The following is a 23,959-nucleotide window of genomic DNA, read 5'->3' on the forward strand; positions in this document are numbered from 1 at the left end:
GGCGCGATGACGATTCCAGTGTGGCTCACTATCGCCCTGCCGCTGGCAGGCGCGACGATACTTCTGTTGGGCGGGCGGCGCACGAACGGCTGGGGCCACCTGCTGGGCACCGCGGCCTCACTCGGCTCGTTCGTGGTCGGCGCGATGCTCTTCACCGACATGCTCGGCCGCGACGCCGAACATCGCACCGTGCACGAGGCGTTGTTCAGCTGGGTGCCGGTGGCCGGCCTGCAGGTCGATTTCGGCCTGCACCTCGACCAGCTGTCGATGTGCTTCGTGCTGCTGATCACCGGCGTCGGCTCGCTGATCCACATCTACTCGATCGGCTACATGGCCGAAGATCCCGAGCGGCGGCGCTTCTTCGGTTACCTCAACTTGTTCCTGTCGGCGATGCTGCTGCTGGTGCTTGTCGACAACTATTTGGGCCTGTACGTCGGCTGGGAGGGCGTGGGTCTCGCGTCGTATCTGCTGATCGGGTTCTGGCAGCACAAGCCGTCGGCGGCGACCGCGGCGAAGAAGGCGTTCGTCGTCAACCGTGTCGGTGACATCGGCCTGGCGGTCGCGCTGATGGTGATGTTCGCCTACATCGGGTCCATCTCCTTCGACGGCGTCTTCGCCGCCGCGCCGGACGTCAGCGAGGGCGTGCTCACCGCCATCGGCCTGCTGCTCCTGCTGGCCGCCTGCGGCAAGTCCGCCCAGGTGCCCCTGCAGTCCTGGCTCGGGGACGCGATGGAGGGTCCGACGCCGGTGTCGGCACTCATCCACGCCGCGACGATGGTGACCGCGGGCGTCTACCTCATCGTGCGATCCGGCCCGGTCTTCGACCTCGCACCGAACGCGCAACTGGGCGTCGTGATCGTCGGCGCGGTGACGCTGCTGTTCGGCGCGATCATCGGTTGCGCCAAAGACGACATCAAGAAAGCGCTTGCCGCATCGACGATGTCGCAGATCGGCTACATGGTGCTGGCGGCGGGCCTCGGACCGGCCGGCTACGCCTTCGCGATCATGCACCTGCTCACCCACGGCTTCTTCAAGGCGGGCCTGTTCCTCGGTGCAGGGTCGGTGATGCACGGGATGAACGACGAGGTCAACATGCGCCGCTACGGCGGCCTGCGCAAGGCGCTGCCGATCACGTTCGCGACGTTCGGCCTCGGCTACCTGGCGATCATCGGCGTTCCCCCGCTGGCCGGCTTCTTCTCCAAGGACGGCATCATCGAGGCGGCCCTCGGCGCGGGCGGAGTCAAGGGTTACATCCTCGGCGGCGCAGCGATCCTCGGCGCGGGCATCACCGCGTTCTACATGACCCGGGTGATGCTGATGACGTTCTTCGGCGAAAAGCGTTGGGCCCCGGATGCACATCCGCACGAGTCGCCGAAAGTGATGACGTGGCCGATGATCCTGCTGGCTGTCGGCTCCGTGGGTTCGGGCGCCGCATTCGCAATCGGCGGCACGCTGGAGCATTGGCTGGAGCCCGTCGTCGGCACCCATGAGATCCACCACGTCGCGCCGGTCTGGGTGGTCACCACCGTGATCCTGGCCGTCGTGGCTGTCGGCATCGTGATCGCCTACCGGATGTATGGCACGCGCGAGATTCCCGTCGAGATGCCCGCCGGTTCTGCGCTCACCGGTGCGGCACGCAGGGACCTCTACGGCGACGCGCTCAACGAAGAGTTGTTCATGCGGCCGGGTCAGCTGGTCGCCAAGGGGTTGGTCGAAATCGACGATGAGGTAGTGGACGGCGCGGGAACCGGATTGGCGGCGCTCGTGTCCCGCTCATCGTCAGGACTGCGCCACCTGCAGACCGGGTTCGCCCGCTCCTATGCGTTGTCGATGCTGGTCGGGGCCTTACTCGTCGTCGGCGCGATCCTGGCGGTGCAGCTGTGGTGACTTCATTCCCGTGGTTGACGGTTCTCTGGGTGGTGCCGATGGTCGGCGCCGCGATCGTGATCCTGCTGCCCGCATCGCTGCGCGCGGCCTCCAAGTGGCTGGCGCTGGTCGTCTCGGTGGTGGTGCTGGCCATCACGGTGCTGCTCGCGGTCAACTTCGACCCCGCCGGTGACCAGTACCAGTTTGTCGAATCCCACAAGTGGATACCGTCGTTCGGCACCGGCTACATCCTCGGGCTGGACGGCATCGCGCTGGCGATCGTCGCCCTCACGGCGGTGCTGGTGCCGCTGCTGCTGATCGCCGGCTGGAACGACGTCAGCGACCAGGCCGCATGGGGTGGACGCTCCACGCACGCGTACTTCGCGCTCACGCTGGCCGTCGAGGGCATGGTGATCATGTCGCTCGTCTCGCTGGACATCCTGCTGTTCTACGTCTTCTTCGAAGCGATGCTCATCCCGATGTACTTCCTCATCGGCGGGTTCGGCGGTGCGGGTCGGTCCAAAGCGGCGGTGAAGTTCCTGCTGTACAACCTGTTCGGCGGTCTGGTCATGCTGGCCGCGGTGATCGGGCTTTACGTCGTGACCGCGGGCAGCGACGCCTTCGAGGCGGGCACGTTCGACTTCCGCCTGATTGTCGAAGCGGTGTCCAGCGGCGAGTTCGTCGTCAATCCGGCCGTGATGAACCTGCTGTTCCTCGGCTTCATGTTCGCGTTCGCTGTGAAGGCTCCGCTGTGGCCCTTCCACCGCTGGCTGCCCGACGCCGCGGTCGAGGCCACGCCCGCCAGCGCCGTGCTGATGATGGCGATCATGGACAAGGTCGGCACGTTCGGCATGCTGCGGTACTGCCTGCAGTTGTTCCCCGACTCCGCAACGTATTTCCGGCCGATGATCATCACGCTGGCCGTGATCGGCATCGTCTACGGGGCTATTGTCGCGATCGGCCAGACCGATGTGATGCGCCTGATCGCCTACACGTCGATCTCCCACTTCGGCTTCATCATCCTCGGCATCTTCGTGATGACCAGCCAGGGCCAGTCCGGGTCGACGCTGTACATGGTCAACCACGGCCTTTCGACGGCGGCGCTGTTCCTGATTGCGGGATTCCTGGTGTCACGCAAAGGCAGTCGCCTCATCGAGTCGTACGGCGGAGTGCAGAAGGTCGCACCCGTCCTCGCCGGCACCTTCCTGGTGTCGGGGCTGGCGACCCTGTCGCTGCCGGGTCTGGCACCGTTCATCAGCGAATTCCTGGTGCTGGTCGGCACGTTCACCCGCTACCCGGTGTTCGCGGTGTTCGCGTCGACGGCGCTGGTGCTGTCCGCGGTCTACATCCTGTGGATGTACCAGCGGATGATGACTGGACCCGTCAAGGACGGCAACGACAAGATCCGCGATCTCGTCCCACGCGAAATCCTCGTCGTCGCACCGCTTATCGCGCTGCTGATCGTGCTGGGCGTCTATCCCAAACCCGCGCTGGACGTGATCAACCCGGCGGTCACCCACACGTTGACCACCATCGATCAACCTGATCCGGTTCCTCAGTTCGCAGAAGGGCCGACGCGATGAATCTGACTACGCCCGTCGTCGAATACGACCTGCTGTCCCCGATGCTGATCGTGTTCGGCGTGGCCATCCTCGGCGTGCTTGTCGAGGCGTTTCTGCCGCGCCAGCGCAGGTACGCCGCTCAGCTCGTGCTGTGCCTCGGCGGCCTGATCGCCGCGCTGGTCGCCGTCGTGATGCTTGCCCGCGATCTGCACGGCACGATCGGCCACTCAGCGATCATGGGTGCCGTCGTCATCGACAAGCCGGCGTTGTTCCTCCAGGCCACGATCCTGCTCGTCGGGGTGCTCGGCATCCTGTTGATCGCCGAACGCCAGATCGGGACAGACACGGAGGGCGGCAATGGAGCTCGCGGCTTGGACGGGTTCACGCCGCAGGCGTCCGCGATTCCCGGCTCGGTGGCCGAGCAACTCGCCACCAAGGCCGGGGTGATCCAGACCGAGGTGTTCCCGCTGACCATGTTCGCCGTCGGCGGCATGCTGCTGTTCCCCGCAGCCGACGACCTGCTGACGATGTTCATCGCGCTCGAGGTGCTGTCGCTGCCCCTGTATTTGCTGTGCGGTCTAGCCCGTCGACAGCGTCTGCTCTCGCAGGAAGCCGCGCTGAAATACTTTCTGCTCGGCGCCTTTTCGTCGGCATTTTTCCTTTTCGGCGCCGCAATGCTGTACGGCTACTCGGGGACCCTGGACCTACGTGAGATCGCCGCGGTCGTGTCCGCCGGGTCCGGGAAGACGTCGCTGGCCCTGATCGGTACGGCGATGCTGCTGGTGGGCGTGCTGTTCAAGGTCGGCGCCGTGCCGTTCCACTCGTGGATTCCCGACGTGTACCAGGGCGCTCCGACCCCGATCACCGCGTTCATGGCCGCCGCCACCAAGATCGCCGCCTTCGGTGCGATGCTGCGGGTGTTCTACGTCGCGCTACCCGAACTGCGTGACGACTGGCGGCCGGTCCTGTGGGCGATCGCGATCCTCACGATGGTCGTGGGCACCGTCACCGCCATCACGCAGACCGACGTGAAGCGCATGCTGGCCTACTCGGCGGTGGCGCATACGGGGTTCATTCTCACCGGTGTGATCGCCGAGAACGAGTCCGGCCTGTCGTCGACCCTGTTCTATCTGTTCGCCTATGGATTCAGCACCGTCGGTGCCTTCGCCGTGGTGAGCCTGGTCCGCAATTCTGCCGGTGAAGAAGACACCGCGATGGCCCGCTGGGCGGGGCTCGGCAGACGGTATCCCGTCGTGGCGGTGGTGTTCTCGTTGTTCCTGCTGGCGTTCGCGGGTATTCCCTTGACGAGCGGGTTCGTCAGCAAGTTCGCGGTCTTCAAGGCCGCGGGCGAGGGCGGCGCGATACCGCTGGTCATCGTCGGCGTGCTCGCCAGCGCCGTCGCCGCGTACTTCTACGTGCGGGTCATCGTGTTGATGTTCTTCACCGACCCGCCCGACGACGCACCGACCGTCGTGGTGCCCAGCGTGCTCAGCACCGCCGTCGTCACCGTCACCGCCGCCGTCACGTTCGCCCTCGGCGCGCTGCCGCAGCCGCTGCTGGACCTCGCCAACACCGCCAACCAGTTTCTGCGCTAGCGCGTCACGGCAGCAGCCCGACTTGCCGGTAGGCGGATTCGAGGTAGCGCCGCATCTGCCGAGCATTGGGCGGATTGGGCTGCAGCACACGGTAAGTGACGGCGCCCGCGAGCATGTCGACGAGCACGTCGAGGTCGGCGTCAGGTGGAACCGAGCCTTCGCTTTGAGCCCGCTTCAGCATCGCGATCGCCAATGTGCGGCGGGGACCGACGTAGTGGTCCCAGTACGTCTGCATCAACAAGGGATGCGTCACCGCAGAGCCGTAGATCTGCGCGACGAGCGCTCGGAACATCGCGTCGGCGGCGGTGCGCGCGGCGGTATCGATGTTGCGGCGGATCAGCTCCTGTGGCCTGACGGCGTCAATCTCGTCGCGAGACGGCCATTGCACTCCCGTGGCGACAAACGCCTCGATCGCATCCGCGACGAGTTGCTCCTTACTCGACCAGCGACGGTAGACAGTCGGCTTTCCGACGCCCGCGCGCTTGGCGACCTGTTCGATGCTCATCCCTGCGATGCCATGTTCGATGAACGAGTCCAGCGCGGCGGTCATGATCGCCTTGTCCAGTGCGGGGTCGCGCGGCCGGCCACGAGCGGCGGTCGTCATCTGACCGTTCCGTTGCCGAGCGCCGATCGCAGCCAGCGTTCCAACGCCGCAGGATCGTGGCCTCGCCAGGCCAGGTGGCCATCCGGACGCACCAGCCAGTTGTCGTGATCTACCCTGCGCAACAAGGCAATTCGATCTCCAAGGTGTGCACGGGCGGTCTGCAGTAGCGACTCGTCGGCGCTCAGCAGCGCCCACCGTCCACGCAACTCCACATAGAGGCGTGTCGACGCACCGTCAGCGCGGAAGCAGTCCCGGTCGGCAACGCGGTCACCCGGTCCCGGCTTTTCTGTCAGCTTCCCTCTCAAGAGCGAAGTTTCGGCCAGCGGACCCCGTCGGTAGCTCACCCACAGCTGCGAGGCTCGAAAAGTGACCGACCGTTGAAGGGCGGGAATCTTGAAGAGAGGCGCGACGACCCGATCGCGGATGAAGCGTCCGATACGGCTTTGGGCCACATTGATCCGCGTGACCGCGCTGGTGCCGCGTAACACCTCGGTGGCCAGCGGCCGACGCTCTGATTCATAGGTGTCGAGCAACGCCACGTCGGCGCGGCCGTCGACGACGAGAGCGAGCTTCCACGCGAGGTTCTCCACGTCACCGAGCCCGGTGAGCATGCCTTGCCCGCCGAACGGGGCGTGGATATGGCCGGCGTCTCCGGCGATCAGCACCCGGCCACGCCGATATGTGTCAGCCAGCCCCCGGTGCACGGTGAACATCGACAACCAATGGGCGTCGAGAACACGAACGTCACGGCCGGTCCGCTCGGGGAGAATCTGCACGAGTCGAGCAAGGATTTCCGACTCGCTCGGCTTGTCGGCCTGCTGACCAGGATCGTAGGCAAAGACACGCCACAGCCCCCCGGGCATCGGCATCACGCCGATCAATCCGCTCGGATGGATCCAGCCAGTGGTGCCCGAGCGATCCAGATCCCAATTCAATTCGACGTCGGCAAGCAGGAAGCGCTCGCTGATTTTCACCCTGGGAAAGCCGATACCAGCGAGCCCGCGGGTGGTGCTGGCCGCCCCGTCGCAGCCAATCAGCCACGCCGTAGTCGCCTCCTCGTCTCCAACGGTGGCGACCACTCCGGAAGGTGTTTGGCGCAAGTCGGCCAGCGGCGTGCTCCACTCGATCGCGCCGCCGAGTTCGGAAAGCCGGGCCCGCAGTGTTGCCTCGACCTCGGCCTGCGAGATCACCATCGGTGGAGCGGCCGTCTTCATACCTGGGTCGCCGAAGCGGATCCGCCCAATCGGCTTGTCGCCCAAGAAGTTCGTGATCTGCATCGCGCGCACGGACCGCTGCGGCAGATCGCCGAGTGCATCGAGTCGGTCCAACACCTCCGATCCACGCGCATGCAGGAAGTTCGCCCGTGACGTCGTGGCCGGTCCCGCGGCCTTGTCCACGACCCGCACCGCTACACCATGTTGTAGCAGGGCACACGCCAGGGCCAATCCCGCCGGACCGGCTCCGACAACCAATATCTGCGTCATTGACGTCCCTAACATTACGATACGAGTACGTAACTTAATGTACGCCTGTCGAGCGCGCCTCGCGAGAACGCAATCGTTTGACACAGCCCACCCTCGGGCTTAATCTCGATGCAAGCAAGCACTTACATGCACACATATTGGAGGTCGAGGTGCCCCACCAGGACTGGGATGCAACGCAGACTGCGGTACTCGACGCCGTCATTGCGTGTGCCGAAGAAAGTGGGTTCCGCGCGCTGACCACGCGCCGAGTTGCAGATGTTGCCGGCGTCAACGAGGTGACGATATTCCGGCGCTTTGGTTCGAAGGCCAAGCTCATCGCCGCGGCATTCGAGCGCGAGGCCGCCGCCATCGGTGATCAGGTCGGCGAACACAGCGGCGACTTGCGCGCCGATCTCGAACGTATTGCCGCCGCCATCTGGGACGCCGCGGGACGTCGACGGCTCACCCTGCCGGTGATCCTCTCCGAACTATCCACCAACGCGGAACTGCGTGCGGCGGCGGGCCATTCGATGGACGCAGTCGCGCGGGTCGCCGCCACGCTCGAGCGCTACCAGGACGACGGACTGCTGCTCAAGGAGCCACCACTACAGGCTTACGCGTCGCTCGTCGGACCGCTGGTGTACCTCGGCATCATCAGCCGCCTGTTGCCCCAACCGCCGGAAGTCGACATAGCCACCCATGTTCAGCGCTTCCTCGACGGACACGCCGTTCGAGTGAAATCCAACCGAAGGAAGGCGAAATAATGTCCACAGCAACAACTTTGCAAGCGCCGAGTCCGTCCTATTCGGTAGACGATTATCGTCGGTACACGCGCGCGACACAATGGCTCAACACCGCAGGCGCAGTCGTTGCAGTGGCACTTGGCATCTTCATCCTGATTGATCCCGTGCGCCGCACGGATCCGGATTGGGTGTTCTGGTTGATCTGGCCGATGGCCACACTGCACACGATCGAGGAATACGTCTGGCCCGGCGGCTTTTTGCGTTACTTCAACGGCGTCGCATGGGGCAGCGCGGATCCCCATGGACCGCTGACTGCGCGACGAGCTTTCCTGACCGATGCCGTCGCCGGTCTTTTCAATCCCATCGTGGTGCTGGTCATGAGCGTCACGTACCTGCCCGCGGTGTGGTTCTTCATCGCTGTTCTGTTGATCAACGGGTTCTTCCATATTTGCGAGTCCTTGAAGACAGGCCGCTACTTCCCCGGTGCGGTCACCGGGGCAGTTGTCTACATCCCCGGCTTCACCGTCATCACTAACTTCTACGTCGAACGCGGTCTCGTTTCCGGCGTCGATCTAGCAGTGACCTTCGCCTGCGGCCTGGCTTTCACCGGGGCGTTCTTCTTCCAGGTTCGCCGCTGGCAGCGAACCGACGAGAAAGATTGTGTGCCAGCATGACTCCTACACACATCCTCGCCCGAACCGACCACGGCGCGGTCCGAGTACTGACGCTCAACCGCCCTGAAGCCCGAAATGCCCTGGGCCGCGACCTGATCCGCGCGACGTACACTGCGTTGACCGACGCCGACGCCGACGATTCAGTGCGTGCCGTCGTGCTCACCGGCGCCGACCCGGCATTCTGCGCGGGCGTCGACCTCAAGGAGGCGCAGCGCGACGGCACCGAGTATTTCGCGGAGTTCCGGTCGCACAGCTGCATCGAGGCCACCGGGAGAATGCGCACCCCGATCATCGCCGCGATCAACGGGGCGGTGTTCACCGGTGGCCTGGAAATGGCGCTCGGCTGCGACTTTCTCATCGCATCCGAGCGGGCGGTCTTCGCCGACACGCACGCCCGCGTCGGCATCCTGCCCGGCGGCGGAATGACGGCACGCCTGCCCCAGCTCGTCGGCCTCGGGATGGCCAGGCGCCTTTCGATGACCGGCGAAGTCATCGATGCGGCGCGCGCCGAGCGCATCGGCCTGGTGACCGAGGTCGTCCCCCACGAGGGTCTCCTCGACCGGGCGCTGGAGCTGGCGTCGCAGATCGCCGAGGTTGCAGGCTCAACGATGCTGGGGCTCAAGGAGATCTACACGACAGGCGCGGCCGCCGTCATCGATCCGGCATTGGCGGCCGAAGACCGCATCGCGAACGCGCAGAGCCGCGACTTCGACGGCCTCGGCGATCGGTTCCGCGCGGTCACAGAGCGCAACAAGGACCAGATCGAACGCTGACTCTCGTGCGAGTGACCCCGAAATGTACGCGCCGTGTGGCGTGTCGCCGTTCAGACGCGGTCGCTCGCCGTACAGCCACGGACTCCTATGCGACCACACCGTGGACGACGATCGCGGTGGTCTGGTCAACCCATTCGGCCCCGAGAGGTTCATCGGGCCACAACAACATGCGCAGCAGGGTGGCACCGCCGATCACCTCGACGAGCCTGTCCGGGTCGATGTCGGCATGTACCTCGCCGCGCACGACGGCGTCGGCCAATCGGGTACGCACCGCGGCGTACGCACCGGTGAAGCGATCCATGACACGGGCGTTGAGATCGGCGTCGGCGGACATGTCGGAAATCAGTCCGGGCAGCGCGGCGCGTACCAGCGGGCTGGTGAACACCGCTCGGGTGGCGTCGATCATCGCGCGGATGTCGGCGGTGATGTCGCCAGGCGGCGTCTCGATCGCGGTGGGCGCTGCGGGAAAGGCCGCCTCGTGCACCAGCTCCGCCTTACTAGACCATCGCCGGTACAACGCGGTCTTGGTGGTGCCTGCCCGCTCGGCGACGGCGGCCATTGTGAGATTCGAATAGCCAATTTCCACAAGTAGTTCGGCGGTGGCGCGAAGTATGGCAGCGTCAATGCGTGGATCGCGGGGCCGCCCGGCGCCCGGGGTCTTGTCAACGATCGACACGTCTGATTTCATATCGCTACGGATCGTATCGTAATTACCGGCCGAAGGAACAGTTCTGATGCCAAGCGAACCGGCTGTCGAAGACATCAGCCGTCTAGAACACTCAAGCCGCGACCTGACCGCGCTCCCCGAGGTGATGTCGCAATGGCTGTCGACGGTGATGCCCGGCGGGGCCGTTCCCGAGGTCACCGTGGAAAGCGGGGTGGACTCCAACGGCATGTCGTCGGAGACCATCATCCTGACCGGCCGCTGGGACGAAGACGGTGAAAGCCGCGAGCAGAAGTTCGTCGCCCGGGTGGCCCCCGCCAAGCACGACGTTCCGGTGTTCTCGTCCTACCGCATGGACCATCAGTTCGACGTCATCCGCATCGTCGGCGAGAAGACCGACGTGCCGGTGCCCCCGGTGCGCTGGCTGGAAGCCACTGGCTCGGTCCTGGGCACGCAGTTCTTCCTGATGGACTACGTCGACGGACGCGTGCCACCCGATGTGATGCCATATACGTTCGGTGGCAACTGGTTTGCCGATGCCCCCTACGAGAACCAGCGCGAACTGCAGGACAGCACCGTCGAGGTGATCGCCAAGCTGCATGCCATCCCCGAGCCGGAAAAGGTGTTCGACTTTCTCGACGACGGGTCGGAGCCGAATGCATTGCGCCGCAACTTCAACTGGTTGAAATCCTGGTACCAGTTCGCGGTTCCCGACATTGGCACCTCATCGCTGGTGGAGCGCTCGCTCGAGTGGTTGGAGGTCAACTGGCCCGAGGACGTCGCCGCCACCGATCCCGTTCTGGTCTGGGGCGACTCACGCATCGGCAACGTGCTCTACGACGGGTTCAAGCCAACTGCCGTGCTCGACTGGGAGATGGCCACGCTTGGTCCGCGCGAGATGGATGTGGCGTGGATCATCTTCGCTCACATGGTCTTTCAGGAGCTGGCCGGACTGGCCGGCCTACCCGGACTGCCGGACGTCATGCGCGAAGAGGACGTGCGCGCCGTCTACTCCCAGCACAGCGGCGTCGAGCTGGGTGACCTGAAGTGGTTCTACGTGTACTCCGGCGTGATCTGGTGCTGCGTCTTCATGCGGACCACCGCACGTCGGGTCCGCTTCGGCGAGATGGAAGCACCCGAGGACATCGAATCGCTGTTCTACCACGCCTCTGTACTCAAACGACTCATTGGAGATGACGCCTGATGCTCGGCCCCACCGACGAATTTCCGATCCACCAGATCCCGCAACCCATTGCGTGGCCCGGGGCGTCAGATCGCAACTTCTACGACCGGTCCTACTTCAACGCCCACGACCGCACCGGTGACATCTTCTTGATCACCGGCCTCGGCTACTACCCCAACCTCGGCGTCAAGGACGCGTTCTTCCTGGTGCGCCGCGGCGACACCCAGACTGCCGTCCATCTGAGCGACGGCATCGACTCCGACCGACTGAACCAGCACGTGCTGGGCTACCGCGTCGAGGTCATCGAGCCGCTGCACAAGCTTCGGATCATCCTCGAGGAGACCGAAGGCATCGCTGCCGACCTCACCTGGGACGGACTGTTCGATGTCATCCAAGAGCAGCGCCACGTGCTTCGGTCGGGGACGCGCGTGACGCTGGATGCACAACGGTTCGCCCAGGTCGGCAGCTGGGCCGGGACCATCTCGATCGACGGCGAGGAGATCAAGGTCAATCCCGACGTGTGGATCGGCAGCCGCGATCGGTCGTGGGGCATCCGACCGATCGGTGAGGCCGAACCCGCAGGCCGGCCGGCGCATCCGCCGTTCGAGGGCATGTGGTGGCTGTACGTGCCGATGGCGTTCGACGACTTCGCGATCTGCCTGATCATCCAGGAGGAGCCCAACGGGTTCCGCAGCCTCAACGACGTCACCCGGATCTGGCGCGACGGGCGGGTCGAGCAGATGGGGTGGCCGAGAGTCAAAATCCACTACACGTCGGGCACGCGCATCCCGACCGGCGCGACGATCGAGGCCACCGCGCAGGACGGCTCCCCCGTGCGCTTCGACGTCGAGTCCAAGCTGCCCGTGCCCATCCACGTCGGCGGCGGCTACGGCGGCGACTCGGACTGGCTGCACGGCATGTGGAAGGGCGACAAGTTCACCGAACGCCTCACCTACGACATGACCGATCCGGCGATCGTCGGGCGTGCGGGCTTCGGCGTCATCGACCACGTGGGCCGCGCGGTGTGCGTCGAGAACGGCAAGTCCGTCGAGGGTTGGGGCCTGTTCGAGCACGGCGCGCTGGGCCGCCACGACCCGTCGGGCTTCGCCGACTGGCTCACCGTCGCTCCGTAATTCCGGCGACTTCGGTGCGGATACGACCGCTCACCCTCTTTGCCACGCTGGTTGTGAGTCGGTTTGGGCCAGTGTGAAGGGGTTGGGTTGTGTCGATCAGTGCGGGGTTCAGCTCTGCCGAGATTCATGAGTTCGTCATTGAGTATCACTTGTTGCCTCATGGTCAGAAGGGATCCTGGCGTGCTGCTCAGGGGGTATCGGTGCGCCAGTTGAGGCGGTGGGAAGCCACGGTGTTCGCCGGTGATCTCGACCGGGGGCTTATTCCGCGAGAAGGTAGTGGTGTGACGGTTCCCCCGGCGAAACGATCGGCGCTGGCGATGGCGCAGACGGCGAAACAGGAGCGCGACGAGGCCGAAGTGGCTCGACTACAGGCGCGGGTACGCGAGCTCGAACACGCCAACGAGGCCCTGGGAAAAGCTATCGGGCTCTTGCATGCGATGAACGCCGAAGAGCCCGATGCAGCCCTGACGATGACCGATCTCGACGATTCCTCGAGCGCGAGAACGGACTCGTCGCCGAGCTGAGCGCCGCGATCAGATCCCAGCGCCGGCGCTGACGATGATCGGGTTGTCGCGTTCGACGTGGCATTACCGCCGCAAGCCGCGGCCGCGGGTGAGTAACCCGGTGCCGCAGAAAGATCGGGCCTACCCCGCGCGCATCTGCGCGGGTGACCGCGTGGTGATCCAGGACAAGATCATCACCGGCTGGCAGGCGGGCACGTCGGTGGACCATTCGTTTGCCGCCGCTTGGGATGACGGGGTGATGCTGGCCTCACGGCGGTCCTGGTGGCGTATCGCGGCCGCGATCGTCGATCAAAGCGCTCGTCCGATCTGCCCGACCCGCTCGACGAACAAGATTCCGCGGCCGGCACCAGTACTCAAAGCGACCGGCCCGCAACAGATCTGGAGTTGGGACATCACCGACCTGCGCACCCGTGGCGGGGCGTGGCGTTCAAGGCGTACTCGATAATTGACATCTTCTCTCGCAAGATCGTGGGCTGGCGCGTCGAGCAACGCGAGAGCGACGATCTCGCCACGCAGATGTTCCAGACCGCGATCACCACCCACGGGTCGCCCGCAGTCGTGCACGCCGATTCTGGGCCGGCGATGCGCTCGACGGATCTCAAAGACCTCCTCGCCGATCTCGGCATCGCTCAGACCCACAACCGGCCACGGGTCAGCAATGACAACCCGTTCTCCGAATCGGAATTCCGCACGATGAAATACCGGCCGAACTATCCCGGTATCTTCGATGATCTCGATGCCGCGCGGGCCTGGGTAAACTCCTATGTCTCCTGGTACAACCAGCACCACCGCCACAGCGGGATCGCACTGTTCACCCCCGCCGAGGTCCACGACGGGCAATGGACGCAGCGGTGGCTCCAACGCGACCACGCCCTCCAGGCCTACTACGACACCCACCCCGAACGATTCCGCGCACGCCCGCACACCGAATCACCCAAGGCCACTGTGGGCATCAACCTCCCACCCGAAAACGACCCCGACCGACTCCACGCAGCTTGACAACGCCCGTCAGCGAGCGTTAGCGCACCGAAATCACAAAGAGGGCGGCTGCGGCGACGGCTTCGACCAGAAAGTAGAACCAGTTCGGGTAGAACGCCGTTCGTTCGTCGAGCACCGCTGACACCAGGCGGCCGAACGCCATGCCGGCCAGCGCGGCGCCGACGGTGATCAGGATGCCCGTACGAACGGCGCCCTCGGCAACCGCCGCGTATCCGAGCACCCCCGCGATCGCGAGCCCGAACCCGCCGTAGACCGCGCGGACCTCCGAGCGTGCCGCCGCCGACCCGAGGTCGATGCCGAACGGGCGGATGATCGCGTCCGGGACCGCGAGCGCGTAGCAGCCCATGCCCGCGAAGAACACGCCGATTACGGCGATGACCGCGATCGTCACGGTAGCCTCCTGTGCGGTTGACCTAGGAGATCAGCATGACGGCAGGGACGGCGGCGGCGCTTCCACAAACCTGCTGCCCCACGGTCTGGCTGTGGCCGGGCCAAGCGCTGTATGCCGGCCCGAGCCTGAATCTGGAGCCGCATTCGGGCTCGGTGTGGTGCTTTGCCGCCGGTATCGGCGGACCGTTGACGGTGACGACGCCCGACGGCTCCACCCGCGAAGGCACCAGCGTGCTCATTCCGCCGCGGCTGACCCACCAGTTGACATGCCGCGGCAGCGGGCTGGTGTCCTGCTACCTGGAGCCGACGTCTGTTCGCGCCGAGTCCTGCCGGGGCCGGATGATGCAGTGGGCCGGTGACATCGGAGTTACCCACGGTGCCGAGACCGAGCTGACGTTCACTCCGGTCGACGACGAAAGCGCTTGCCGCTGGCTCGACCTGGCAGCACCAGCCGAGCAGCGGGGTGTCGACGCACGCATCGCGGCCGCAGCGCACCGGATCCGTACGGACCCTGCGACGGCAGTCCCGTCGCGCGAACTCGCCGCCGAAGCCGGGCTCTCAGAGTCGCGGTTCCTCCACCTGTTCCGCGACGAGCTGGGAACAAGCCTGCGGCGCTATCGGATCTGGGTGCGGCTCATGCATGCCGGCACCGCGATCGCGGGCGGTGCCAACCTGACCGAGGCCGCGATGAAGTCCGGCTTCGCGAGCCCGTCGCATCTCGCCGACCGCTTCAAGTCGACGTTCGGGCTCTCGGCTAGCCGACTGCTTCAGACTGGGCTGCAGGTGCGGACGCCGTAGTCGCGCGGCCGAACACCATCGATTCCTCGATGTCCTCCAACCGTTTACCGATGGCGTCCCGCAGATAGTTGTGCGTCACCGCCCATGGCCGCTCGACGCCCGACTTCGGCAGCACATTCGGTGCTCGCTGGACGTAGCCCGACGTGAGGTTGAATACCGGCTGCTCGGGCATGTCGACGTCGCCGAGGTGAGGGTAGGCATGCGTGTAGCCGTGGGAGTCCATGTACGCCAACAGCTTCGCGACCGATCGCGCCGTCATGTCGGCGCCCAACGTCCACGACGCGTTCGAGTATCCGAAGCACCAAGCCGCATTCGGCACGTCCTCGAGGAGGTGACGCCGGAACGCGAACCGGTCGTGCGGGTCGATCTTCTCACCGTCGATGCTGACCGTGACGCCACCGAGCGCCTGCAATTGAATGCCGGTCGCGGTGATGATCACGTCGGCATCGATGCGTCGGCCCGATCTCAGCACAATGCCGGAGGCATCCACGTGGTCGATCTGATCGGTCACGACATCGACGTCATCCCTGCCCACAGCCTTGTAGAAATCGCCGTTGAGGATGAAGCACAGCCGCTGATCCCACGGGTTGTAGGGCGGCGTGAAATGGGTGTCGATGTCGTATCCTGCGGGCAGGTACTTCTCCGCGTCCCTTCGCAGCAGACGCTTACTGAATTCGGGCGCCTTTCGCGCGACCAGCCAGAGCACCGAGCCGAACAATGACAAGATCACGCGTGCCACCGCATGGGAAACTCTGCGCGGCAGCACTTTGCGGATGCCGTTGATCACGGGTTGTACTCGCTGGAGGGACATCAGGTATGACGGCGTGCGCTGCAACATGGTGACGTGCGCGGCCCCCTCGGCCAGCGACGGGATCATGCTGATGGCCGTCGCGCCGCTGCCGATGACGACCAATCGCTTGCCCGTGTAGTCGAATCCTTCGGGCCAGTGCTGGGGATGCACGACATCGCCCTTGAAGTCCTCGATACCGGGAAAGGGCGGCGTGTAGGGCTCGTCGTAGTTGTAATAGCCGCTGGCGAAGAACAGGAACCGTCCGCGGTACGTCCTCGGCTCGCCATTCTGTTCCGTCTGAACGGTCCAGGTGTCGCTGTCCGAATCCCAGTCGGCGGAGATGACATGGGTGTTGAAACGGATGTGCTCGTCGATACCGTGCTTGCGTGCCGCGTCGGCCATGTACTGCCAGATGTCGCCGCCGTCGGCGATCATCTCCTTCCGCGTCCACGGCTCCCAGGGAAAGCTCAGTGTGAAGATGTCACTGTCGGATCGAATGCCCGGATACTGGAACAGGTCCCACGTGCCGCCGAGGCGCTCGCGCCGCTCCAGGATCACGTAGCTCAGGTTGGGGTTCTCCTCGCGGATGCGGTAGGCCGCGCCGATGCCGGAGAAACCCGCACCGATGATCAGCACGTCGCTGTAGTCAGTCATGGCTAACCTCCTAGGCGGACTTCACAGCCCGGTCATGCGCACGGCCGAAGACCATCGATTCCTCGATCCGGTCGAACCGGTGGTCGATGGCATCGAGCACATAGTTGTGCCGCACGTTCCACGGCCGGTGAGTGCCCGATTTGGGCAGCACATGTCCAGAACGCTGGACGTAACCGGCGTTGATGTTCCACGCTGGCTTCTCGGGCATCGGCTTGTCACCGAGATGCGGGTACGCATGCGTGTAGCCGTGGGCATCCATGTACGCCAACAGCTTTGCCACCGCTCGCGCCGTCAGATCGACACGCAACGTCCAGGACGCGTTGATGTAGCCGACGCTCCACGCGGCGTTGGGGATGTCCTCGAGCATGTGCTCCTTGTAGACGAACCGGTCCTGTGGCTTGACCTCCGTACCGTCGACACTCAACGCCACACCGCCCAGCGCCTGCAGTTGGATTCCGGTGGCGGAAATGATGATGTCCGCGTCGATTCGCTTTCCCGAGCGCAGCACGATTCCGGTGGCGTCGATGTGGTCGATCGCGTCGGTGACCACATCCAGGCGGCCGTCTGCGATCGTGTCGTAGAAGTCGTTGTCGAGAATGGCGCACAGTCGTTGATCCCACGGGTCGTAGCGTGGCTTGAAATGCGTGTCGACCGGATAGCCCTGCGGCAGATGACGTTTCGCGCTGCTGCGTACGTAGGACCTGCTGAGCCGCGGGAACGTCCTCGCGAAGGCGTAGACGACCACCGTGAAAAAGGTGTTGTAGAGACGGGCCGCAGAATAGCCGAGTCGACCCGGCAGTAGCTTGCGCAGGAATTGCACGATGGGGTTGATGCGGGGCGTCGACAGGATGTACGTCGGTGACCGCTGCAGCATGGTGACGTGGCCGGCCTTCTCCGTCAGCGAGGGAATCATGCTCACCGCGGTCGCGCCGCTACCGATCACCACGAGCTTCTTGCCGGTGTAGTCGAGCGATTCGGGCCAGTGTTGTGGATGGATCACTTCGCCCGAGAACTGTTCGAGGCCAGGGAATTCCGGTCGGTAGGGTTCGTCGTAGTTGTAGTAGCCGGTGCCGAAGAACAGAAAGCGGCAGCGGTAGGTCGTCAAGTCGCCGTCGTGTTCGGTGCGCACGGTCCAGGTGTCGGTGCTCGAGTCCCAATCGGCCGACAGCACTCGGGTGTTGAACCGGATGTGCTGCTCGATGCCGTGCTTGCGGGCCGTCTGGACCAGGTATTCGCGGATGTCCTCACCGTCGGCCACGTTCTCCGGACGCCGCCACGGTTCAAAGGGGTAGCTGAGGGTGAAGATGTCGCTGTCGGACCGGATACCCGGATAGCGATTCAGGTCCCAGGTACCGCCGATGCGGGCGCGGCGTTCCAGCACCGCATAGGTCAGGTTCGGGTTCTTCTCGTGGATTCGATACGCGGCGCCGATACCGGATATTCCCGCGCCGATGATCAAGACATCGAAATAATCGCGCTGCTCCACCCGCAACCTCCTTTGGTTCGGCTGGGTACCACGATATGGGTCAGGACCCGAGCGCGTCCACGATCGACGCCAATGACTCCACCGCGATCGGTCCGGGCTGGTAGAGGCAGATCTGGTCCGCGACGCCGTCGACCCGGCCGCGGATGTGCGCGGCGACCTCGGCGGGACTTCCACAGGCCGCGATGGTGTGCAGGATGTCGTCGTCGATGAGCTTGCCCATCTCCTCCCAGCGACCCTGCTTGGACAGCGTGTTCAACTCCGGTTGCAGGTCACCCCAGCCGTGCACGTCCAGGACGGGGCGGTACGCGGGCGTCGATCCGTAGAAGCCCAGCAGGCGGCGAGCGGCCGTGTGGTCTTCTCCCACCGACACGATGATCTCGGGAACGATCGCGAGGTCCGCGGCGTCGCGCCCGGCCGACGCCAGTCCCTTCCGGACATTGGGCATGGTGACCTCGTCGAGGAAGCGCCTCGACCCGAACGGCATGACCAGCAGGCCATCGGCGACCTCGGCGGTCGCCCGCGTCAGCAACGGACCCAGCGCCCCGAGGTAGATCGGGGGCGGACCGAACGGATTCGGTCCCGGGTTGAAGGTCGGCGTCATCAGGGTGTGCCGGTAGTACTCGCCGCGGAAATCGAGCCGCTCGCCGTCGTTCCACGCGGCGAAGATCGCGCGTAGCGCGCCGACCATCTCCTTCATCCGCGCGACCGGCTTGTCGAAGTCCGTGCCGTAGCGTTTCTCGATCTGGGCGCGCACCTGCGTGCCGAGGCCGAGCGTGAAGCGTCCCTGCGCCAGCAGCTGCATGTCGTTGGCCTCGTGCGCGAGCTGAACAGGGTTGCGCGGGAACGCGATTGCCACGTTCGTCATGAGATCGAGGCCGCCTACGGTGGAAGCGACCGTCAGCGGGGCGAACACGTCGTGCGGCCCTTCGAACGTGAATACGCCACTGGCTCCCGCCTCGCGCAGCGCGTGCGCGCGTTCGATCGCATCCGTCGGGCCGAACAACGCTGTCATGATCTTCACAGCGTGAGAGCCTAGTGGCGTGAACACCCCTGCAAGTGCCGACGTCGTCGTAGTGGGTGCCGGGTTCGCAGGCTTGGCGGCCGCGCGCGAACTGGACAAACGCGGCCGCGACGTCGTGGTGCTCGAGGGCCGCGACCGCGTCGGCGGCCGATCGTCGACGGCGACCATCGCCGGCGTCCCCGTGGACCTCGGCGGCACCTTCGTCGGGCCGACCCAGGACGCGGTCGTCGCGATGGCCGACGAGCTGGGCTGCCTCACGGTGCCGACCCACAGCCGCGGAAAGAACCTCATTCGGTGGCGCGGCAAGGTCCGCGCCTATCGCAGCACGATTCCGAGGCTGTCCATCCTCGAACTCCTCGACGTATCCCGCATCCAGTGGCGGTTCGAGCGGGTGTGCCGGCGGGTGCCGGTGGACGAACCGTGGACGTCGCCGATCGCCGACATCCTCGACTCGAAGACGCTGGACCAGTGGCTGCGATACGTGCACGCTAGCGCCGGGACCAGGGACCTGATGACGATCATGGCCCGGGTGACGTGGGGGTGCGAGCCCGATGCGGTGTCGATGCTGCACGCCGTGCGCTACGTCAAGGCCGCGGGCGGCCTCGGCCGCATGCTCGACGTCGAGGGCGGCGCCCAGCAGGACCGCTTCCCCGGCGGCACGCAGCAGATCGCGATCCGGATGGCCGACGAGCTGGGTCCGCGGGTGGTGCTGGACGCCGCGGTGCGCACGATCGAACGCCACACAGACGGCACGTTGGCAATCATTTCGGACAAGGGAACGGTCACCGCGAAGGCCGTCATCGTGGCCATTCCGCCGGAACATCGCAAGGGCATCGCATTCCTACCGGAGCTGCCACCCGAATACGGCAAGCTCGCACAGCACTGGCCGCAGGGCAATCTGAGCAAGGCGTACGCCGCCTACGAAACGCCGTTCTGGCGTGCCAACGGCTGTTCGGGTGAGGCGTTGTCCGACGAGGGCCCGGTCTTCATCACGTTCGACGTCAGCCCCGGCGACTCCGACGTTCAAGGTCCCGGCGTCCTACTGGGATTCACCGACTCGCGGACGTTCGACCCGCTGCCCCCCGCCGACCGGCGCGACCGCGCGCTGAAAGGGTTCGCGGCGTTGTTCGGTGATGCCGCGCTGGACCCCATCGACTACCTCGATCACTGCTGGAGCGCAGAGGAATTCGCGCCGGGCGGCCCGACCGCAGCGGTGCCGCCGGGTTCGTGGACGACGTACGGGCCGTGGTTGCGTAAGCCGGTCGACGGCATCCACTGGGCCGGAACGGAAACCGCCGATACCTGGACGGGCTTCCTCGACGGTGCGATCCGCTCGGGTCGGCGCGCGGCCGAGGAGGTGGACCGGGAGCTGTCGGCTAGGAGCTGACCCGTCGCTCCTCGGTGACCGAGTCGATGAGCCAGCGCAGGTGCTTGTTGACCTCATCGGGACGCTCGAGGATCGCGCAATGACCGCCCGAGAGCTCGACGAACTGCGCGAGATTCGGCACCTCTTTGGCAATTCGGCGCGACGACACCATCGGCAGCAGCCGATCCTCGTCGCTTCCGATCACCAGGGTCGGCACCGACAGGTTCGTCAACCCGATGTGTTGCGGTCCGAGTTGGTCGACGAGCGTGCGGGCCCAACCGCCTCGTCCGGCGGGCGGGGTCGCGGTGAACAGTTCGTAGATGAACTCCGCGATCGCAGGATCGGCGTCACGGCCCACCGCCAGGGAAGACACGAATCGTCGGCTCGTGCGCGTAGCCACTCGCAGCAGCGGCGCCTCACCGAACGTCTTGAGCAATGTGCCCGCGGTGCGGACGCGGGCGGCGGCCAACGGCGGTGGCACCGGCAGAAAGTTCACATGACGGAGCAGGTCGCCGGTGGTCGTGTTGATCAGGGCGGCTCCATCGACAAGCTCTGACACCCGATCGGGGTAACGATCCGCCCACGACGAGATCGCGATACCGCCCATCGAGTGGCCCGCGATGACGGCGCGCTCCCCCGGCTTCAACGTTGCCTCGAGCACGGCGTCGACGTCGCCGGCCAGGCAGTCAAGGCTGTAGCCGCTGCGCCCGACGGGTATTGCGCTGCGGCCGTGGCCACGGTGATCGAAGGCGATGACGCGGTGATCCTTCGCCAGGTCGGCGATCTGGTAGGCCCACACCCGAAGGGCGCAGGTGATGCCGTGAGCCAGCACCACGGGGTAACCGTCCTCGGGTCCGAAGACCTCGGCGTGCAGGCGGATGCCGTCCTTCGAACGCACGCCGACGCTGCGCCCGCGGCCCAACGCCTCGGCCGCCGCGAATCTTCTCACCCGCGATCGGCCTCTTTGACCTCCCGCCATTGGTACTCCCCTCGCGCTCGGCAACGTTGCCGGATTTATCAGCCTACCGGTCGGTTGGTCGGAGTTCCCGCAGGAGTTAAATGGTGGCGTCGACGAAAGAAAGGCCACAATGCGCGCGATACAGATAGCCAGCCTGGACGGACCGCAAGCGGCGAAGCTCGTCGAGATCGACGAACCGGCGGGCGACGGCGCTGTCCTGGTCGACGTACACGCCGCCGGGGTGGCCTTCCCCGATGCGTTGCAGTCGCGCGGGCTCTACCAGTACAAGCCGGAGATGCCCTACACGCCTGGCGCCGAAATCGCCGGCGTGGTGCGTAGCGCACCCGACGGCGCACACGTCTCGGCGGGCGATCGGGTATGCGGCCTGACAATGCTGTGCGGGGCGATGGCCGAAGTCGTTGCGTTGGCACCGGATCGGGTGTTCAAGCTGCCCGACTCGGTGTCGTTCGAGGCCGGGGCCGGTCTGCTGTTCAACGACCTCACCATGCATCACGCCTTGCTCACCAGGGGCCGTCTTGCCGAGGGTGAGACGGTCCTCGTGCACGGTGCTGCCGGCGGTATCGGGACATCGACGCTGCGGCTGGCACCGGCGTGGGGCGCGTCGCGCACCATCGCCGTTGTCAGCACCGAGGACAAGATCGCGATCGCCAAGGCGGCCGGCGCCTCCGACGTCGTACTGGCCGACGGCTTCAAGGATGCCGTCAAGGAACTGACCGCAGGCCGCGGCGTCGACATCGTCGTCGACCCGGTCGGCGGCGACCGGTTCACCGATTCGCTGCGCTCGCTGGCGCCGGGCGGGCGACTGCTCGTGGTCGGATTCACCGGCGGCTCGATCCCCGAGGTCAAGGTAAACCGGCTGCTGCTCAACAACGTCGACGCCGTCGGTGTCGGTTGGGGCGCCTGGGCGGGCACGCATCCGGGCTATCTGCTCGAACAGTGGGGCGAGCTCGAACCGCTGCTCGCGTCGGGCAAGGTTTCCGCGCCCACCCCCGAGATCTACCCGCTCGAGCGCGCAGCCGATGCGATCGCGTCGCTGGAAGACCGCAGCGCGAAGGGCAAAGTCGTCGTCAAGCTGCGGTGAGGCTGTTTCGGCGGCGACGCCGCGTCACGGTCCGGCGCTTCGATGCGGCGACAGGTGCGTGGGTGGACGTCGATGACGGACGGGCCAGCGACCCCGACGAGTTGACTGTCGCGACATTCAACATCTGGTTCGACGATTACCACGCCCAGCTGCGCTACCAGGCGATCGCCGATCTGCTCGGTGAGCGCACGCCCGATGTCATTGTCCTGCAAGAGGTCACGCCGGTGGCGCTTGACATGTTCCTCGAACAGGCGTGGATACGCGAGGCTTATCTGACCGCGTCGGTGGTCGGCGATGGCACCGGCAACTACGGGATGCTGATGCTGTCGCGGGTGCCCGTCGTGCGTGCCACGTACTCACAGCTGCCGACGCGCCAGACGCGCGGATTCCTCGAAGCGGAGCTGGCCCTCGACGGCGCCCGGCAGATCGTCTGCTGCGTGCACCTGGACAGCGGCAAGTCCTCGGCACGGCTACGCGGTTGGCAGTTGCGCAGGATCTTCCGTGCGCTGCGGACAGTCGAAAATGCCTTGGTGCTCGGGGACTTCAACATGCGGGACACAGAGAACGAACGGATCGCCGCGCCGTTCTGCGACGTGTGGCCCGCGCTGCGGCCGGACGACCCCGGCTACACCGAGAACACCTCGATCAATCTGATGCGCTTCGACGCTCGGAACAAGAAGCGACACGTGCGGTTCGACCGCGTGCTTCTCAAGGGAACCCGCTGGCGTTCAGCCGGCATCGAATTGCTTGGTACACAACCGATCTCCCCTGAGCTGCCGCGGGTGTTTCCCTCCGACCACTTCGGCGTGGAGTGCCGGCTCGTCCGTCAGAGGTAGGGGTCGGCCCAGGCGCTGATGATCTTGGCGGCTCGCGCCGCCTGGTTCTTGCCGGTGAGCAGGTGGTCGGCCCCCTCCAGCGAGACGAAGCTGCGCGGATGCCTGGCCGCGCGGAATATCTCGCTGGCGTTGGCGATGCCGACGGTGTTGTCGGTGGGCGAATGCATGACGATCAGCGCCCTGCGCAGGGTCCGGATCTGCTCGCGGAGATCGGCATTGCGAACGTCTTCGATGAAGTGCCGCTTCAGCGTGAGCGCCTTTCCCCCGGCCAAGAACGGCGCCTCCCCTTCAGCCTCGATCCGTGCGACCAGCGCGTCGTAATTCTTTTCGACGTGTCCGGGCTCGTACGGCGCGCCGACGCTCGCGACCGCCGCCACGGTCGGGCATTCGTGTGCGGCAGCGATTACCGCCGAGCCGCCGAAGGAGTGACCGACGAGCAGCCGAACCTCGCGGCCCGACTCGTTCATGAACTCGACCGCGCGGACGGTGTCGTCGACCTTGTGCGAGAACGAACCGTCGCCCCAGTCCCCCTCGGAATCGCCGAGGCCGAGGTTGTCGAAACGCAGCACACCGATGCCCTCGACGGCGAGCTGCTTGCAGATCCGGCTGGCGGCGGGACTGTCCTTGCCGAGAGTGAAGCCGTGTGCGAAGACAGCCCATCCGCGCAGGTCGCCCTCGGGAAGATCGACGAGGCCCGCCAGGACGGGGCCCGTGGTGCTCGGAAATCTGACACGCTCGGCCACGGGCGTCATCCTGTCATTCCGCGCACCGAGAC

Annotated in this window: 24 protein-coding genes; 15 read left to right on the forward strand and 9 right to left on the reverse strand. The window is 65.7% G+C overall.

Annotated elements, in window-relative coordinates:
• Positions 1-6 precede the first annotated feature (6 nt).
• The 3 genes from nuoL to nuoN are packed head-to-tail and all read left to right on the forward strand — an operon-like array spanning position 7 to position 5,023.
• Positions 7-1,887, forward strand: coding sequence for an NADH-quinone oxidoreductase subunit L (gene nuoL / locus G6N36_RS11840; protein ID WP_163686680.1), 1,881 nt, complete (start codon positions 7-9; stop codon positions 1,885-1,887).
• Positions 1,881-3,449 (forward strand): NADH-quinone oxidoreductase subunit M, encoded by a 1,569-nt coding sequence (locus G6N36_RS11845; RefSeq protein WP_163686681.1) that lies wholly within the window; start codon positions 1,881-1,883, stop codon positions 3,447-3,449. The genes nuoL and G6N36_RS11845 overlap by 7 nt, the downstream gene beginning before the upstream one ends.
• Positions 3,446-5,023, forward strand: coding sequence for an NADH-quinone oxidoreductase subunit NuoN (gene nuoN, locus G6N36_RS11850; protein WP_163686682.1), 1,578 nt, complete (start codon positions 3,446-3,448; stop codon positions 5,021-5,023). Before G6N36_RS11845 ends, nuoN begins: the two co-directional genes overlap by 4 nt.
• Before the next feature lie 4 nt (positions 5,024-5,027).
• On the opposite strand, the gene G6N36_RS11855 is transcribed toward nuoN, so the two are convergent.
• Entirely contained in the window at positions 5,028-5,627 is a 600-nt protein-coding gene (locus G6N36_RS11855; RefSeq protein ID WP_163686683.1) for a TetR/AcrR family transcriptional regulator, read from the reverse strand.
• On the reverse strand, positions 5,624-7,126 hold the full coding sequence (locus tag G6N36_RS11860) for an FAD-dependent monooxygenase (protein WP_372512233.1): 1,503 nt from the start codon (positions 7,124-7,126) through the stop codon (positions 5,624-5,626). Before G6N36_RS11860 ends, G6N36_RS11855 begins: the two co-directional genes overlap by 4 nt.
• A 134-nt stretch (positions 7,127-7,260) precedes the next feature.
• Here G6N36_RS11860 and G6N36_RS11865 point away from each other — a divergent pair, with 134 nt between their 5' ends.
• The 3 genes from G6N36_RS11865 (at position 7,261) to G6N36_RS11875 (ending at position 9,280) form a co-directional block, all read left to right on the forward strand.
• Positions 7,261-7,854, forward strand: a complete 594-nt coding sequence (locus tag G6N36_RS11865) for a TetR/AcrR family transcriptional regulator (RefSeq protein WP_163686685.1) — start codon at positions 7,261-7,263, stop codon at positions 7,852-7,854.
• A 110-nt stretch (positions 7,855-7,964) separates the two neighbouring features.
• Positions 7,965-8,507, forward strand: a complete 543-nt coding sequence (locus tag G6N36_RS11870) for an HXXEE domain-containing protein (RefSeq protein ID WP_163686686.1) — start codon at positions 7,965-7,967, stop codon at positions 8,505-8,507.
• A complete protein-coding gene (locus G6N36_RS11875; protein ID WP_163686687.1) occupies positions 8,504-9,280 on the forward strand; it encodes an enoyl-CoA hydratase in 777 nt (258 codons plus the stop codon). The genes G6N36_RS11870 and G6N36_RS11875 overlap by 4 nt, the downstream gene beginning before the upstream one ends.
• 85 nt (positions 9,281-9,365) lie before the next feature.
• On the opposite strand, the gene G6N36_RS11880 is transcribed toward G6N36_RS11875, so the two are convergent.
• The gene (locus G6N36_RS11880) at positions 9,366-9,968 is read right to left on the reverse strand and encodes a TetR/AcrR family transcriptional regulator C-terminal ligand-binding domain-containing protein (RefSeq protein ID WP_163686688.1); all 603 of its coding nucleotides are present in this window, start codon (positions 9,966-9,968) and stop codon (positions 9,366-9,368) included.
• A gap of 46 nt (positions 9,969-10,014) precedes the next feature.
• Here G6N36_RS11880 and G6N36_RS11885 point away from each other — a divergent pair, with 46 nt between their 5' ends.
• The 5 genes from G6N36_RS11885 to G6N36_RS11905 all read left to right on the forward strand — a co-directional run bounded on the left by G6N36_RS11885 (position 10,015) and on the right by G6N36_RS11905 (position 13,783).
• Positions 10,015-11,148 (forward strand): phosphotransferase family protein, encoded by a 1,134-nt coding sequence (locus tag G6N36_RS11885; protein WP_163686689.1) that lies wholly within the window; start codon positions 10,015-10,017, stop codon positions 11,146-11,148.
• Positions 11,148-12,260 carry an Rv3169 family protein gene (locus tag G6N36_RS11890; RefSeq protein ID WP_163686690.1) on the forward strand — a complete coding sequence of 371 codons (1,113 nt, stop codon included), beginning with the start codon at positions 11,148-11,150 and terminating at the stop codon, positions 12,258-12,260. The genes G6N36_RS11885 and G6N36_RS11890 overlap by 1 nt, the downstream gene beginning before the upstream one ends.
• Before the next feature lie 89 nt (positions 12,261-12,349).
• A complete protein-coding gene (locus G6N36_RS11895) occupies positions 12,350-12,784 on the forward strand; it encodes a hypothetical protein (protein ID WP_163684331.1) in 435 nt (144 codons plus the stop codon).
• Between the two features lie 43 nt (positions 12,785-12,827).
• Entirely contained in the window at positions 12,828-13,229 is a 402-nt protein-coding gene (locus G6N36_RS11900) for a hypothetical protein (RefSeq protein WP_163686691.1), read from the forward strand.
• Positions 13,205-13,783, forward strand: a complete 579-nt coding sequence (locus G6N36_RS11905) for a DDE-type integrase/transposase/recombinase (RefSeq protein WP_163686692.1) — start codon at positions 13,205-13,207, stop codon at positions 13,781-13,783. Before G6N36_RS11900 ends, G6N36_RS11905 begins: the two co-directional genes overlap by 25 nt.
• Positions 13,784-13,802: 19 nt before the next feature.
• On the opposite strand, the gene G6N36_RS11910 is transcribed toward G6N36_RS11905, so the two are convergent.
• On the reverse strand, positions 13,803-14,174 hold the full coding sequence (locus tag G6N36_RS11910) for a DUF4345 family protein (protein WP_179964766.1): 372 nt from the start codon (positions 14,172-14,174) through the stop codon (positions 13,803-13,805).
• Positions 14,175-14,209: 35 nt separating this feature from the next.
• On the opposite strand from G6N36_RS11910, the gene G6N36_RS11915 reads away from it, so the two are divergent.
• A complete protein-coding gene (locus G6N36_RS11915) occupies positions 14,210-14,971 on the forward strand; it encodes a helix-turn-helix domain-containing protein (protein ID WP_163686693.1) in 762 nt (253 codons plus the stop codon).
• Here G6N36_RS11915 and G6N36_RS11920 read toward each other — a convergent pair.
• The 3 genes from G6N36_RS11920 to G6N36_RS11930 are packed head-to-tail and all read right to left on the reverse strand — an operon-like array spanning position 14,928 to position 18,913.
• Positions 14,928-16,415, reverse strand: a complete 1,488-nt coding sequence (locus G6N36_RS11920) for a flavin-containing monooxygenase (RefSeq protein ID WP_163686694.1) — start codon at positions 16,413-16,415, stop codon at positions 14,928-14,930. The two genes, G6N36_RS11915 and G6N36_RS11920, sit on opposite strands and share 44 nt — an antisense overlap.
• A gap of 10 nt (positions 16,416-16,425) precedes the next feature.
• On the reverse strand, positions 16,426-17,901 hold the full coding sequence (locus tag G6N36_RS11925) for a flavin-containing monooxygenase (protein WP_163686695.1): 1,476 nt from the start codon (positions 17,899-17,901) through the stop codon (positions 16,426-16,428).
• A 40-nt stretch (positions 17,902-17,941) separates the two neighbouring features.
• Complete coding sequence (locus tag G6N36_RS11930) at positions 17,942-18,913, reverse strand: TIGR03617 family F420-dependent LLM class oxidoreductase (RefSeq protein ID WP_220096937.1); 972 nt, start codon at positions 18,911-18,913, stop codon at positions 17,942-17,944.
• A 28-nt stretch (positions 18,914-18,941) separates the two neighbouring features.
• Here G6N36_RS11930 and G6N36_RS11935 point away from each other — a divergent pair, with 28 nt between their 5' ends.
• Positions 18,942-20,309: a flavin monoamine oxidase family protein gene (locus G6N36_RS11935; protein WP_163686697.1), complete on the forward strand. Its 1,368-nt coding sequence runs from the start codon at positions 18,942-18,944 to the stop codon at positions 20,307-20,309.
• Here G6N36_RS11935 and G6N36_RS11940 read toward each other — a convergent pair.
• The gene (locus G6N36_RS11940) at positions 20,299-21,267 is read right to left on the reverse strand and encodes an alpha/beta fold hydrolase (protein ID WP_163686698.1); all 969 of its coding nucleotides are present in this window, start codon (positions 21,265-21,267) and stop codon (positions 20,299-20,301) included. The two genes, G6N36_RS11935 and G6N36_RS11940, sit on opposite strands and share 11 nt — an antisense overlap.
• A 109-nt stretch (positions 21,268-21,376) precedes the next feature.
• On the opposite strand from G6N36_RS11940, the gene G6N36_RS11945 reads away from it, so the two are divergent.
• Complete coding sequence (locus tag G6N36_RS11945) at positions 21,377-22,348, forward strand: NADPH:quinone oxidoreductase family protein (protein WP_163686699.1); 972 nt, start codon at positions 21,377-21,379, stop codon at positions 22,346-22,348.
• 62 nt (positions 22,349-22,410) lie between these two features.
• Entirely contained in the window at positions 22,411-23,184 is a 774-nt protein-coding gene (locus tag G6N36_RS11950) for an endonuclease/exonuclease/phosphatase family protein (RefSeq protein WP_235690024.1), read from the forward strand.
• On the opposite strand, the gene G6N36_RS11955 is transcribed toward G6N36_RS11950, so the two are convergent.
• Positions 23,175-23,927, reverse strand: coding sequence for an alpha/beta hydrolase family protein (locus G6N36_RS11955; protein WP_163686701.1), 753 nt, complete (start codon positions 23,925-23,927; stop codon positions 23,175-23,177). The genes G6N36_RS11950 and G6N36_RS11955 overlap by 10 nt on opposite strands.
• Positions 23,928-23,959: the final 32 nt, after the last annotated feature.

This window comes from Mycolicibacterium gadium (assembly GCF_010728925.1).
In the GTDB taxonomy this organism is placed as follows: Bacteria; Actinomycetota; Actinomycetes; order Mycobacteriales; family Mycobacteriaceae; genus Mycobacterium; species Mycobacterium gadium.

Coding starts and splice junctions, on each gene's coding strand:
- G6N36_RS11920 (WP_163686694.1), bottom strand. CDS start 16,415: ATGACTGACTACAGCGACGTGCTGATCATCGGTGCGGGTTTCTCCGGC.
- G6N36_RS11930 (WP_220096937.1), bottom strand. CDS start 18,913: ATGACAGCGTTGTTCGGCCCGACGGATGCGATCGAACGCGCGCACGCG.
- G6N36_RS11945 (WP_163686699.1), top strand. CDS start 21,377: ATGCGCGCGATACAGATAGCCAGCCTGGACGGACCGCAAGCGGCGAAG.
- G6N36_RS11860 (WP_372512233.1), bottom strand. CDS start 7,126: ATGTTAGGGACGTCAATGACGCAGATATTGGTTGTCGGAGCCGGTCCG.
- G6N36_RS11940 (WP_163686698.1), bottom strand. CDS start 21,267: ATGGCGGGAGGTCAAAGAGGCCGATCGCGGGTGAGAAGATTCGCGGCG.
- G6N36_RS11885 (WP_163686689.1), top strand. CDS start 10,015: ATGCCAAGCGAACCGGCTGTCGAAGACATCAGCCGTCTAGAACACTCA.
- G6N36_RS11915 (WP_163686693.1), top strand. CDS start 14,210: ATGACGGCAGGGACGGCGGCGGCGCTTCCACAAACCTGCTGCCCCACG.
- G6N36_RS11855 (WP_163686683.1), bottom strand. CDS start 5,627: ATGACGACCGCCGCTCGTGGCCGGCCGCGCGACCCCGCACTGGACAAG.
- G6N36_RS11880 (WP_163686688.1), bottom strand. CDS start 9,968: ATGAAATCAGACGTGTCGATCGTTGACAAGACCCCGGGCGCCGGGCGG.
- G6N36_RS11875 (WP_163686687.1), top strand. CDS start 8,504: ATGACTCCTACACACATCCTCGCCCGAACCGACCACGGCGCGGTCCGA.
- nuoL (WP_163686680.1), top strand. CDS start 7: ATGACGATTCCAGTGTGGCTCACTATCGCCCTGCCGCTGGCAGGCGCG.
- nuoN (WP_163686682.1), top strand. CDS start 3,446: ATGAATCTGACTACGCCCGTCGTCGAATACGACCTGCTGTCCCCGATG.
- G6N36_RS11890 (WP_163686690.1), top strand. CDS start 11,148: ATGCTCGGCCCCACCGACGAATTTCCGATCCACCAGATCCCGCAACCC.